Source organism: Pseudomonadota bacterium (assembly GCA_039193195.1).
Taxonomy (GTDB): domain Bacteria; phylum Pseudomonadota; class Gammaproteobacteria; order Steroidobacterales; family JBCBZW01; genus JBCBZW01.
Genome location: JBCCWS010000007.1, coordinates 93,506 through 106,894 on the forward strand (window position 1 = coordinate 93,506; position 13,389 = coordinate 106,894).

Genomic DNA, 13,389 nt, shown 5'->3' on the forward strand with positions numbered 1-13,389 from the left:
GGAGAATACCAACTACACCTACTAGGCGGCGCACGTGCCGCGGCGTTCGAGGCGAAGGCGCGGCGGGATCGCCGATGGGCGGATGTTGCGGATGATGAGTCACATCGATCTCAGGTGTGGTCGGTGGATCGTGCGAGCATGGATCGTGTGAGAAGCGCGTCGTAGGCAGCATCGAGCAGACGCGCCACGTTCACGTTCAGTTCGCTGTTGAGGTTATCGAATACCACCAACGCCTCCTTACAACGGGCCTGGACCTTGGTTGCCTCGCGCTTTCCCTTGGGTGTCAAGGAGAACATGCGTCGCCTTCTGTCCTTAGTGTCGGCGCGGCTGCTGAGCATGGAGAGTGAACTCAGCCGTGAGGTTCGCTGCGCAGTGAGCTGGTGCGGCTCGTTGAGCGCCCTGGCGATCTCTACCAGTGAGGACGGCCCTTCTTGATGGAGGTAGAGCAGCGTCGATACGGAGCGAACAGGGATGGTGATTCCGGCCGCCTGCAGGAACTCATCACCCTGCTGAGCGATCAAGTCGGCCAGACGTTGAGCCCGCGCTCCGACAAACGCCTCGCCGGTGGGTAGCTCCAGAAAGAACGGGTGGCTTTGCATCTTGGGAGAAATTTGCGCAATAAATTGCGCAACATATTGCAGATAAGCGCGGCTGCCTGCAAGGGGTGTGCGCTCCGAACGCCTACGCGCCGGTCCGCTGCTTGCAGCGACCACGTACCGGTGCGTGGGCGCCGTCATGCGGGCCCTTGCGCACATGGCTTCGACCGCCTTGCCCTGGCGCCCGTGCTACTCCTGAGTGTCACCTCATTTACCAAGCGGCCCACTAGGCGGCCGAAGCACCTTCCGCTGCGAGCAGCGCACAGTGTCGGCCTCAAGACCTTGAATCGCGCTGTCCGCGCAAGCCTAGATGCCATCCAGGTCACCGACGCTTGTGCGAAAGGCAAAGGAGCTTTAGTAAATGATCTGCTTGGGTGAAGTCGCAGCCTTGTTGGTACGAGCGCCGGAGCCTGCTGTGATCGTTGGAGGATATCCGCGTATGGTGATGTGATCACGTAAATCACCGAGCGATTCCGCAGAACACCCATGAGCAACCAACGTCGAGACACCGCGCCGCCCGTTCTGAACACGCCCTACCCGCGTCTCACCCTGCGCAAGCGGGAGGAGCGTCGCTTGCGCGGAGGCCACCTATGGGTGTTCAGCAACGAGGTGGACACGCGCGCTACGCCCCTAAAGGACTTCGCGCCGGGTGACGCCGTCACCGTGGTGGGGTCGAGCGGACGCTTCCTGGGTCACGGCTACGTCAACCCGCGCTCGCTTATCGCCGCCCGCATTCTCAGCCGGGAGCCAGATGTGCTGCCCGATGAGGCGCTGCTCAGCGCGCGATTGCGCCAGGCCGTGGCTCTGCGCGAGGGCTGGCTAGGCCAAGCACGCTGGTGTCGCCTGATCCACGGCGAGGGTGATCTGCTGCCCGGTCTGGTGGTCGACCGCTTCGACGAGCTCCTCGTCGGCCAGATCACCACGGCGGGCATGGCGCGGTGGCAAGATGCGCTCGGTGAGCTGTTGCGCGAGCACGCGCCCGGGGTGAGGGCCCTTCGCTGGGCGAACGACACGGCTGTTCGCGACCTGGAAGGGCTCGCGCGCGAGTCCCGTATGGGCTTTGGTGAACCGCCGGCGAAGCTCACGGTGAAGGAGGGCGATGCGCGCTTTGAGCTACCTGGCGCGGGTGGCCAGAAAACGGGCTGGTACTACGATCAGCGTGCCAACCGCGAGCGCTTGCTGCCGATGCTGCGCGAGGGTCACCGCATGCTCGACGTGTTTAGCTATGTCGGCGCTTGGGGCATTCGCGCCGCGCTTGCGGGCGCCGGCCCTGTCGTGTGCGTCGACAGCTCTTCACCGGCTCTCGATGCCGTGGCGCACAATGCGGCGCTCAACGGTGTCGAGGTCAAGACCCATCAGGGGGATGCGGCAGCGGTGCTCAAGGCCCTCGCTGCGCAGGGACAACGCTTCGACGTGCTCGTCCTCGACCCTCCGGCGTTGATCCCGAGACGCAAGGACATCGAGGCCGGCACCAAGGCCTACTGGCAGCTGAACGAGCTCGCCATGCGGTTGGTCGCGGACGACGGCCTGCTGGTGAGCTGCTCTTGCTCCCACCATCTGAGCGAGGAGTCCCTGCTCGGGGTGGTGGCTGGCTGTGCCAGGCACCAGCGTCGCGACTTGCAGATATTGATGCGTGGCGAGCAAGCGCCGGATCACCCCGTTCACCCGTCGATCGAGCAAAGTCGCTATCTGAAGGCTCTCTACTGTCGCGTGGGCGCCCGAAAAAACCCGTGATGCCTCGCGGCGAACGGGAGTTCACGCGCTACAATCGCGCGTCATGATCAAGTACCCGGAATTCGACCCCGTCGCCATCGCCCTCGGGCCGATCAAGGTACGTTGGTACGGCCTGACCTACATCCTCGGCTTTCTGGCCTGCTGGCTCCTCCTGCGCCACCGCGCCCTGCGCAGCGACGGGTGTTGGACCGTCCAACATGTCGAGGAGATCATCTTCTACGGCATGCTCGGCGTGCTCCTCGGCGGCCGCCTGGGCTACGTGCTGTTCTACGGCACGGAGGCCTTGCTCCAGGACCCCCTCTACCTGTTGCGAATCTGGGACGGAGGCATGTCTTTCCACGGCGGTATCTCCGGCGTGGCCGTGGCCATGGCCCTGTTCGCGCGCCGAGCGGGCAAGGGCTTTCTGGAAGTCACCGACTTCATGGTCCCCGCCGTGCCACCCGGTTTGTTCTTCGGCCGTATCGGAAACTTCATCAACGGCGAGCTGTGGGGCGGTCAGACCACCGTGCCCTGGGGCTTTGAGGTGGACGGCAAGGTCCTGCACCCCTCTCAGCTCTACGAGGCAGCACTCGAGGGTGTGCTGCTCTTCATCATCGTGTGGGTCTACTCAGCGCGCCCCCGTGCCACGGGTGCCATCAGCGGCGTGATGCTGGCAGGCTACGCCGTTTTCCGAATTCTCGTCGAGTTCGTGCGCACGCCTGATGCGCACCTTGGCGATGATGGGTACCTGGCCTTCGGTTGGCTTACCATGGGCCAGGTGTTAAGCCTGCCTATGCTTGTTATTGGCCTATGGTTGTTTATGCGGGCGCACCGTGGTGCTGCGTCGGCGGCCGCGTAGGGGGGGCGGTGAGCGTATGCGTGCTTACCTAGATCTGCTGCGTCACGTCCTGGAGAACGGTGTGCGTAAGGAGGATCGCACGGGCACGGGCACGCTCAGCGTGTTCGCTCATCAGATGCGCTTCGATCTCGGCGAGGGCTTCCCGCTGGTCACCACCAAGCGCGTGCACCTGCGATCGATCGTCCACGAGCTGCTCTGGTTTCTCAAGGGCGACACCAACATCGCCTACCTGCGCGAGAACGGGGTCAGCATCTGGGATGAGTGGGCGGATGAGCAGGGTGAGCTCGGCCCGGTCTACGGGCGCCAGTGGCGCAGCTGGCCCACCGCAGCTGGTGGCGAGGTCGATCAAATCGCGCGAGTCGTTCAACAGCTGCGCGAGAGCCCAGATTCGCGTCGGATAATCGTCAGCGCCTGGAATGTGGGGGAGCTCGAGCACATGGCGCTGATGCCCTGCCATGCCCTCTTCCAGTTCTACGTGGCGCAAGGGCGCCTTTCATGCCAGCTGTACCAGCGTAGCTGCGATTTGTTTCTCGGCGTGCCCTTCAATATCGCCTCCTACGCCTTGCTTACCCACATGCTGGCCCAGCAGTGCGATCTCCAGGTAGGTGACTTCGTGTGGACCGGGGGCGATTGCCACCTCTACCTCAATCATCTCGACCAGGTGCGTACGCAGCTTGAACGTCAACCGCTGGCGCCCCCAACGCTGGTGCTAAAGCGCCATCCACCTTCGATCTTCGATTACGCCTACGAGGACTTCGACATGCAGGACTATCAAAGCTACCCGCCCATCAGCGCGCCGGTGGCGGTTTAACGATGGTGGTGGGTTCTGCCGGCCAGGGCACGCGCCTTCTGACCAAATCCCAGGTAGCCCAGCTGATCGACATGCCTGCGGTTATGGAGGCGGTGGAGGCAGCACTGGTCGCCCACGCGCGCGGCGAGACGCAGATGCCGCCGAAGGTGTACCTTGAGTTTACCAATCACATGGGCGATCTGCGCGCGATGCCGGCCCTGGTGGGGGAGCGAGCGGGCGTGAAGTGGATCAATTCGCATCCTAACAATCCGCTTCGCTTCCACTTGCCGACGGTCCGCGGTGTTTACCTGCTGAGCGACCCGGCGAACGGCGACCTTCTGGCGATGATGGATGCCACGCTGATCACGGCGCTGCGCACCGGCGCGTCCGCGGGCTTGGCCACGCGTGTGCTGGCCCGCGGTGATGCACGCACGGTCGGCATCATCGGCTGTGGAGCCCAGGCGCCCTACCTCCTGAGTGCCGTGTTGGCAGCACGCGCCCCCACTCGGATCTTGGTTGCCGACCGCGACGAGGAGAAGGCGCAGGTGTTCGCAACTTCGGTCGGCGCGCAAGCCGTCTCCCTGGAAGCAGCCGCGGCCTGCGATATCGTCTGCACCGCGACCCCATCGCGCGAACCGTTGGTGCGGCGCGAGTGGTTGCAGCCGGGCGCCCATATCAACGCGATGGGCGCAGACGCTCACGGCAAGCAGGAGTTGCAGACCGAGATCCTGCGCGAGGCCCTGGTCATCGTCGACGATCTGGTGCAAGCCCAGGGCAGCGGTGAGGTCAATGTACCTTTGGCGAGGGAAGAGCTGGCGCTCAGTGACCTCGCCGGCACCCTCGGCGCGGTGCTCGCCGGCGATGCGGCGGGCCGGCTGAACGAGGAGGACCTCACGGTGTTCGATTCCACAGGCCTCGCCATCCAGGATGTAGCTGTGGCGGCCTTGGCCTACGAGCGGGCTGTGGCGCAGGGCGTGGGTACGGAGCTCGATTTCTTCGCCTAGTCTAAGGCGAACGACTCTGCCCAGAGTCGTTCAAACCGCGAGCCTCGACACTGGCGGTCGGTACGCCGTATCAGCCTTCCTGGGGTGATACCATCCGGGCCCCGAACTGCCCGCAAGCGGCCAACCCTGCGGACCTTAAGTCCAGCTAGCTCGAGGCAACGAGAGAATGAACAAGCAAGAATTCCAGAGCGTGCATCCCCCCCGAGCCAACCGTTGGTTCGGTGCCTTGGGGACCATCCTCGCGCTGCTCCCGCTGGTGGCAGTGCAGGCGGCACGGCCGGTGGATCCGCCCTCCGTGGAACTCACGCGCGGCACCAACAACGTGGTCGCCGCGACGGTCCTGGACAAGCCCAACCTCACGCATATGAAGCTGCGGGTTGATAGCCTGCTGAGCGGAACGGCAGAGGAGGCGGAGTTTTCCGTTCGCGCCGAGGAAGGAGCCTTCGGTGACCTGGTGATCGGCCAACGCTACCTCGTAGCGTTCACCCGGGTGGGCTCCAACGATCAGTTTCGCGACGCGAAGTTTCTGGATCCTGAGGGGCCGCGGGTGCTGCGCCTACGGGGTGGACGCATCGCCACCGTGTTCCCGGACACGCCGGCTCTGCGCTTTCTATTTAGCCGTGCGAGAGGCGATAGGCAGCCGTCCGATCGCGAGCGTTTGGACGCCGTGCTGACCTTGATTTCCGAAGGCGGCCCGCGCAACCAAGCCTTCGCCATCGAAGAGCTGTACGTGCGCAACGAGCTCGGTCCCGTCTTCGAGGCGCAGGACATCGAAGTCATCAAGGCCGCGCTGGCCCGGCACGACCTGCCCCTTCAGCTGCGCCAGTTCCTGCTCGATGCGGCGGCGAAGTTCCCCGGCGGCCCCGCTGCCCCTTGGCTGCATGAAGAACACCGCAAGGTGCTGCTGCGCGCTGGGCCGCAGTTGGATTTGGTCAGCGCCCAGGCCCTGTTGGTCGTGACCGCCCTGAAGGGCCTGGCAACGGCGAATGATGCGAGGGACCTGTCCGTGGTGTTACCGATGCTCGGGGCAAACTCTCCGAGCGTGGTCCGCGAGGCCTTGGGCGTCGCTCACGCGATGGATCAGCCGGCAACCTTGGTGGCGGTGCAGCAGCAGCTTGAGGCGGCGATGTTCGAGGAGGGCGTCCACGCGGATACGCGCCGGCTCCTCGAGCAATACGTGCTGGGTGAGCTTGGCGTTATCGACGACGAGGACGCCCGCTGAGCGCCCCTTACAGTCCAGGATGGCGCACCGCAGCGCGCGCCATCCTGGTCGCTCAATGCCCTCATGTACAGCCGCGCGCCGCACGCGCCTTGAAGTCCATCCTCCCCCAGCGACGGTAATCCCCGACAGTTGCTTCCTCCCGCCGATTGTCCAGCGCTGCGGAAGTTGTCGAAGCGCCGTGGTTTCAACAGAAACCATTGCGGTGCGACACGCTGCCACGAATTTCCGCGGAAACCGTTGCGATATCGAGCACTTAGTCTAAGCTATGGATTTCCATAGCTATTGCAGGCTGCGTTTGATGCCATCGAAACATCACATAAATGGGTGGCTGCGCGCGCTCTCAGGCCGTTTATTGTCGCGCCGCAGAAACACGTCTGCGACTTATTGTCGCAGGGGGAAATGCCGCTGACAGACGGTGTTTTGGCAGCGCTGCCTTGGCATAAGTCCTCGGGTTGGTTTTTGCGACCGGTGCGCCGTATAGTCCGGACTCCCAGCAGCAGGCAACAACACGCAAAACGCACGCCTGCCTGTTGGCAAATTCATTACGACCAGGGGGTCAACACATGAACCGCTACGGCATTGCAGCCTCTGCGGGCATCGCAGCACTCGCGCTCAGCACCAGCGCTGCGTTTGCGGCAGAACCCGTTACCGGCGATCTGAGAATGTCCTCGCGACACGCTCACACCGGTGCGTTGAAGATTCAGGACTTGCAGGCCCTCCAGGGCCCGCAGCGCAGCGGCGGCGCGCCCGCTTCTGTTCCCAACCAGCTCGGTAAGACCACGTTCTCTCGCCAGCTGACCGACCTGGTGCAGGACGCGCTGGTCGATCCCGCGCACAACCCTGTCCTCGCTCCGGCCCTGAGCCTGAGCTTCGACGGCCCGTCCAGCGACGACAACAGCGCGCTGTTCGGCTTCCGCATTCAGCCGCCTGACACCAACGGGGATGTGGGTCGCGACTTCGCGGTGAGCTACATCAACCTGACCTGGTCGTACTACGACAAGGCAGGCAACATCGTTGGCGGTCCCTTTGCCGGTAACAGCTTCTGGGCTGGCTTCGGCGGTCCCTGTGAGGCTAACAACAACGGCGACCCCATCATCATCTACGACGAAGATGTTGGTCGTTGGGTGTTCAACCAGTTCGCTCCGTTCCAGGGCGTGCAGTGCTTCGCTATCTCCGACGGTGAAGATCCCGCAGGTCCTTACACGCTCTACGAGTTCGTCGTCGAGCCGAACGCGTTCAACGACTACCCGAAGGTTGGTGTTTGGGCCAGCGAAGACGGTACCCAGAGCGCCTACACGTACACCGGTCGTAACTTCACCCCGCAGGGCAACCCCTTCGCGGCGCGTGACATCACTGCCGTGCTGTTCGACCGTGACGCCATGCTCGCAGGTGCCGCTGCTGGCTTTACGACCACTGTGATGCCGGGCGGCTTCTTCACCTACGACGGTGCACAGCCGGGCTCCGTGCAGGCTCTGTCCAACGCTCCGGGCGGTGCTTGCCCGCTGTTCTCCGTGGCCGAAGCGCCTGCCACCTACCGCTTCTTCGAGTTCTGCGAGAACTTCCCGGGCGCAGGTACCTTCACCACGCTGCCGACGGTCTCCGTGCCAGCCTTTGACGATAACCTCGGCGACGTGCCTCAGCCCGGTGGCGACAACCTCGACACGCTGGCCTTCTTCACCATGTACCGCGCCAACCACGCTGTGATCGACGGTCAGCACCAGCTCGCGCTGGCGCACACTGTTGACGCTGGCGGTGACCGCGGCGGCATGCGTTGGGCTATCCTCGACGTTGACGACTACAACAACATCTCGCTCATCGACACCGGCACCCAGGCGCCGAACGATGGCTTCGAGCGTTGGATGGGTTCCGTGGCGCTGGATACTGTGGGTAACCTCGGTCTGGCCTACACCCGTGGCGGCAACGGTGACTTCACGAGCGTCTATGTGACCGGTCGTGAGACCACTGATCCGGCTGGTACCGTGCAGCAGGAGGTCGAGTGTGTGGCCGGTACCGGTGCGCAGACTGGTGGCGGCGGCCGCTGGGGTGACTACTCCTCCACGAGCCTCGATCCTTCCGACGGTTGCACCTTCTGGACGTTCCAGGAGTACGTGGCCGAGACCGGTAGCTTCGAGTGGAACACCCGCGTGTGTGCTTGGAACTTCCCGAGCTGCACCGGCGTACAGCCCACCGACTTCACCCTGGCTCCGGCTGATCCTGGCATCGCTGGCGTTGCCAACGACTTCAACACCAGCAACGGCTCTGCCAACAGTGGCGTAGTTCTCTACATCGGCTCTTCCGCAGGTTCTTCTGCAATCAGCCTCGGTAACTGCACCACGACGGTGGATCTGACCAACGCTCGCCTGATCGGCTTCGCCCGTGCAGACGGTGCTGGTAACGCCACCATCACTCGCAACATTCCCGGCCAGGCTGCTGGTCGCACGATCCTGGCTCAGGCCGTGGATCTGAGTGCCTGTGAGACCTCGAACGTCGCTTCGCAGACGTTCTAAGGCAGGTTAGCCCCGCCACGGCGGGGGTAAGTGCCTAACCGATAGGGCGGGAGCTTCGGCTCCCGCCTTATTTTTTTCCATCCCCGCCGATACAGCGCCCATGGAATCGCCCATCGACCTCTTCGTTAGTGCCTTCGTCACGTTCTTCCTGCTGATCGACGCGATCGGTATGTCGCCCGTGTTCGTCACGCTGACTGCCGCCGGCGATGCGGCCTACCGCCGCCGCACGGCAGTGCAGGCGGTGCTGGTGGCCTCCATCGTGATCTTCGCCTTCGCCCTCGGTGGTCGTTGGCTGCTCGACCATATGGGCATATCCATCCATTCCTTTCGCATGGCAGGCGGTGCCCTGCTGTTTCTGATCGCTCTGGAGATGGTGTTCGAGAAGCGCACGGAGCGCCGTGAGGAGCGTGCCCATGACGTGCAGGAGAACGCCCAGGAAGCCTCCGATCCGGCGCCGGACGTCTCCGTGTTTCCCCTTGGCATTCCCATGTTGGCCGGTCCAGGGGTGATCGTCTCGGTGATGGTCTTCATGACCGAGCACCCGGGCTTGATTCCCCACGCGGTGGTGTTGTCCGCCGTGCTGGCGAACATGATTCTAGCGCTCGCGATCTTCCTTCTGGCCATTCCTCTGCTGAAAGCCCTAGGGGATAGCGTAGTGGGCGCACTGACGCGAATTCTCGGCGTCCTGCTCTCGGCCCTGGCACTCGAGATGCTCGTCGTCGGCACTAAGGGCGCCTTCAACCTCTAGCTGGTGACTATCACTCACCGCTCGTGCCCGCACCGGCTGATCCCAGCGAGCCGCCCAACGCCTACACCGAATGCAGCGCATAGGTGGGAAACAGCTCAAGGAGGGGCTGCGCCGACGATACGGACGGCTGCGCCTCGGTCGGCGGCCGCTTGACGTACCAGTCCCGCGCTGGGTGACGCCCGGCGGCCACCGTGGAGCCTACGGCGCCTGTGATACTTGTGTGTCATTTGCGAGGCAGCATAAGGCCCCCTAGACGCCGCCTGCAGGAGAGCTCCGAATGGTTGTCAGTCGGCCTGTCGCGTCCCGGCGCCTAGGGGCGTGGGCCTTTGCGATGTTCTTGCTGGTGAGCCTCGCCGTTGGCTTGGCCATAGGCGCGCCCCACCAGCGCGGCACAATCACACCGACGCCTGCGCCCGCCTTCACTCACACGGCAGCTCAGGATTGGCTGAACAGCGATCCCCTGACCCTGGAATCACTGCGGGGCAGCGTATTGCTGGTGGATTTTTGGGCCTTCGAGTGCTGGAACTGCTACCGCTCCTTCCCCTGGCTGAACGGGCTGGAGGCGAAGTTTGGGCAGCAGGGCTTGCAGGTGATCGGTGTGCATGCGCCGGAGTTCGAGCGCGAACGGGAGCGCAGCGCCGTGGCGGCTAAGGCGCAGGAGTTCAAGCTGCGCCATCCGATCATGATCGACAACGACTTCTCCTATTGGCGCGCCGTTGGCAATCGCTATTGGCCGACCTACTACCTGATCGACAAGCGGGGGCGCATTCGCTACCGCTTTATCGGCGAGACGCACGCGGGCACTGACCAGGCGCGGCAGGTGGAGCGAGCGCTGCGCGGGCTGCTCGACGAGTCCGCCTAGGTACTGGGCAGGCACTAGGGCTATCAGGCGACTGCGGCGCTGCGAAAGAAGCTGCGAAGCGGGCTCGGTTCCTAGGCCGCAAGGCGAGGCCGTGCAATACTCTTCGCCTTGGGGAACGGCCGGTCGGGCGCGTCTGTGGGCGGTGCTACATAACACGGCGTCATCTGGCGACAAGAGGCGGCCGCTCCCGTTGCATTTACCGTTGACGCGGAAGATCTGAGCGGAGCTAAGCGGCCCCCGTGAGCAGTCTCGACAGGCTGGCCGAAGCCTGTGGCATCCAGCCCGATTACTTCGATTACCAGGGCCGTCATTGCATCGTGTCTGCGGATACGAAAGCCGCCCTGTTGCGCGCTATGGGCGTGAACGTCGATGACGAGCAGGCGATCGACGCCGAGCTCGACCGGCTTGCCTTACAGCCTTGGCGGGATGCCCTGCGTCCGGCAATCGTGCTCCGCGAGCACGCGCGCCCCCTCGTCCCTGTGCGCCTGTCCGTCAAGCACTGCCAAGCACCTATTACCTGGGGCATCGCCCTCGAAAACGGCGAGTATCGCGAAGGGGTCGTGTCCTTCAGTGAGCGCAGTCCGAAGGCCGTGCGCGAGGTGGATGGGGTCGAGCATCGTCAGTACCTTCTGCAGCTGCCCCTCGATCTCGCCCCCGGCTACCACGACTTTCGCCTGCGCTCTGAGGACGGCGAGCTCGACGTTTCCTCGCGCCTGATCATCGCCCCAGAAACCGGTTATGGGCCCGAGGAGGTTACCCGCGACGAACACACCTTCGGTTTGGGGTTGCAGCTCTACACCCTGCGCTCCAGGGAGAACTGGGGCATAGGTGACCTGGGGGATCTGCGTCGCATGGCGCCAGCCCTGCGCGATGCCGGAGCTGACTACATCGGTCTCAACCCCCTGCATTCGCTGTACCCACACCGCCCGCAGCACGCCAGCCCATACAGTCCGTCGAGCCGGGCCATGCTCAACGCCTTGTACATCGATATCCCGGCCGTGCCCGAGTTCGACCAGTGCGAGCAAGCGCAGCAGCTTGCGGCTAGTGATGGCTTCAAGGACCAGCTGGAACGTGTTCGCGAGGCGACCCACGTGGACTACGAGCGCGTGGCTAGGTTAAAGCTCGATGTCCTCGAGCGCATGTTTGCTTACTTCAATACCACGCATATCCAGCGTGGCAGTGGGCGTGCGCTGGCGATGCAGAACTTCGTTGCGGAGATGGGCGAGCCGTTGGTGCATCAAGTGCTCTACGACGCGCTGGCGGAGCACTTCCAGGATCAGGATCCCCAGAGCGTCGGCTGGCAGCAGTGGCCCGAGTCCTTTCACGAGCCAAAGTCGCCAGCGGTGGCTGAGTTTGCCGCTGCGCGAAGCTCGCGCGTGAGGTTCTTCGAGTACCTGCAGTGGTTGGCCGATGAGCAGCTTGGCCTCGCTCAGCAGTCCGTCTTGAGCGCCGGGATGAACGTCGGTTTGTACCGCGATCTGGCCGTTGGGGCAGACCCTGGCGGCGCCGAGGCATGGGGTGAGCAGGCCTTGTACTGTTTCGATGCGAGCGTTGGGGCGCCGCCGGATCGGCTCGCCCTCCAGGGCCAGAACTGGGGCGCGCCGCCGATCCATCCCCTTCGCCTCGCCGAGCGCGCGTACCGCGACTTCACTACCTTGATTCGCGCGAACATGCGCCACTGCGGTGCCCTGCGCATCGATCACGTGATGTCCATGATGCGCCTTTGGTGGGTGCCGACGGGAGAATCTGCGCTTGAGGGCGCCTACGTGCGCTACCCCATGGAGGACATGCTTGGCATCCTGGCGCTGGAAAGCCGGCGCAACGAGTGCATGGTGATCGGCGAGGATCTCGGCACGGTACCCGACGAGATTCGTGGCCCGCTCCAAAGCGCAGGGGTGTACTCCTACCGCGTGCTGTACTTCGAGAAGTCAAACGACCAGGAGTTCTTGCTGCCGGGAGCCTACCGCGATCAAGCCCTCGCCACGCCCACAACTCACGACCTGCCCACCTTGTGGGGGTGGTGGGAAGAGCATGATTTGCATCTACGCGATGAGCTGCGCCTTTTCCCGGACGGACAAATCCGGGAGGAAAGCTACCGAGAGCGTCAGCTCGATCGTGAGCGCATGCTCCGCGCACTCGAGACGGAAGGGCTATTGCCTCAGGGCTGGTCCGTCGCCTCTTCCGGGGCGCCGATCGACTACGCTCTGCTCAGTGCATTAGTGGAATTCCTAGGCCGAAGCCACGCCGCTCTACTCACGATCGCGCCGGAGGATCTGCTGGAGATCCGCGATCCAGTGAACGTGCCAGGGACGTGTCTGGAGTACCGTAACTGGTCCCGTAAGCTGACGGCGGATTGGGAGGACTGGCTCGCTAGCGATCGCGTGGCTCGCGTTCTCGAGCGTCTCTGCGCAGCGCGCGCACGCGCGTCCTTGAGGCGCCTGCAGCCCTAAGCGCTATGCTGGAGGCGCTAATGGATTTCGCGCTTACCTTCGCCCTTCCCGTGATGTTGGCCGCGGGCTTCGTGTGGCTGGCGAGTGCTGCCTCGTGGATGGCCCTGCCGCACCATATCGGCGAGTATCGACCGGTGAACGATGAGGCCGCCTTCGCCGAGGCTCTGCGGCGCCAGTCCCTAAAGCGTGGCCAGTACTTACTGCCTCACCTGGATCGCTGGGAAGATGCGACTACACCGGAAGGTCGCGAACGCTTCGTCGGGGGTCCCGTCGCCTTCTTGACGGTCTTGCCGAACCGCGTGCCATCGATCCGTCGTCACCTGCTGCTGACGCTTGCCCACTACGTTATCGTGTGTGCAGCAATCGCATGGGCGACACAGACCTTTGTTCCCCTGGGGGCTTCCTACCACTCGGTGTTTCCGCCGGTCGCCGTGATGGCGCTGTTGGCGCACGGGTCCGCGCTTATCCCGGAAGCAATCTGGTACGGTAAGCCCTGGAGCAACGTACTGCGCGGTCTGCTCGACGCGACCGTGTTCTCGCTGCTAACGGCAGGTGCGATGGCCGCCATGTGGCCACCTGCTCCCTGATGTCATCGGCGCGCTCGCGGGCGCCCCAAAACAGCAACGTGGAGAGCGTTG

The 13,389-nt window shown here is 64.0% G+C and carries 11 protein-coding genes; 10 read left to right on the forward strand and 1 reads right to left on the reverse strand.

Translation table 11 applies throughout. From position 1 onward, the window contains the following. Positions 1–110: 110 nt before the first annotated feature. Positions 111–599: a hypothetical protein gene (locus tag AAGA68_08990; GenBank protein MEM9385181.1), complete on the reverse strand. Its 489-nt coding sequence runs from the start codon at positions 597–599 to the stop codon at positions 111–113. Positions 600–1,082: 483 nt separating this feature from the next. On the opposite strand from AAGA68_08990, the gene AAGA68_08995 reads away from it, so the two are divergent. The 10 genes from AAGA68_08995 (at position 1,083) to AAGA68_09040 (ending at position 13,338) form a co-directional block, all read left to right on the forward strand. Next, positions 1,083–2,330: a class I SAM-dependent rRNA methyltransferase gene (locus tag AAGA68_08995; GenBank protein MEM9385182.1), complete on the forward strand. Its 1,248-nt coding sequence runs from the start codon at positions 1,083–1,085 to the stop codon at positions 2,328–2,330. Positions 2,331–2,373: 43 nt separating this feature from the next. Continuing rightward, a complete protein-coding gene (gene lgt, locus AAGA68_09000) occupies positions 2,374–3,168 on the forward strand; it encodes a prolipoprotein diacylglyceryl transferase (protein MEM9385183.1) in 795 nt (264 codons plus the stop codon). A 16-nt stretch (positions 3,169–3,184) separates the two neighbouring features. Beyond that, complete coding sequence (thyA, locus tag AAGA68_09005; GenBank protein MEM9385184.1) at positions 3,185–3,979, forward strand: thymidylate synthase; 795 nt, start codon at positions 3,185–3,187, stop codon at positions 3,977–3,979. A 2-nt stretch (positions 3,980–3,981) separates the two neighbouring features. Continuing rightward, positions 3,982–4,962, forward strand: coding sequence for an NAD(P)-binding domain-containing protein (locus AAGA68_09010; GenBank protein MEM9385185.1), 981 nt, complete (start codon positions 3,982–3,984; stop codon positions 4,960–4,962). A gap of 166 nt (positions 4,963–5,128) precedes the next feature. Next, positions 5,129–6,184, forward strand: a complete 1,056-nt coding sequence (locus AAGA68_09015) for a hypothetical protein (GenBank protein ID MEM9385186.1) — start codon at positions 5,129–5,131, stop codon at positions 6,182–6,184. A 563-nt stretch (positions 6,185–6,747) separates the two neighbouring features. After that, positions 6,748–8,691, forward strand: coding sequence for a hypothetical protein (locus AAGA68_09020; GenBank protein ID MEM9385187.1), 1,944 nt, complete (start codon positions 6,748–6,750; stop codon positions 8,689–8,691). 100 nt (positions 8,692–8,791) lie between these two features. Then, complete coding sequence (locus AAGA68_09025) at positions 8,792–9,439, forward strand: MarC family protein (protein MEM9385188.1); 648 nt, start codon at positions 8,792–8,794, stop codon at positions 9,437–9,439. 277 nt (positions 9,440–9,716) lie between these two features. Next, the gene (locus AAGA68_09030; GenBank protein MEM9385189.1) at positions 9,717–10,301 is read left to right on the forward strand and encodes a redoxin domain-containing protein; all 585 of its coding nucleotides are present in this window, start codon (positions 9,717–9,719) and stop codon (positions 10,299–10,301) included. A gap of 239 nt (positions 10,302–10,540) precedes the next feature. Beyond that, positions 10,541–12,751, forward strand: a complete 2,211-nt coding sequence (gene malQ, locus AAGA68_09035) for a 4-alpha-glucanotransferase (protein ID MEM9385190.1) — start codon at positions 10,541–10,543, stop codon at positions 12,749–12,751. Positions 12,752–12,771: 20 nt separating this feature from the next. Continuing rightward, on the forward strand, positions 12,772–13,338 hold the full coding sequence (locus AAGA68_09040; GenBank protein MEM9385191.1) for a hypothetical protein: 567 nt from the start codon (positions 12,772–12,774) through the stop codon (positions 13,336–13,338). Positions 13,339–13,389 lie beyond the last annotated feature (51 nt).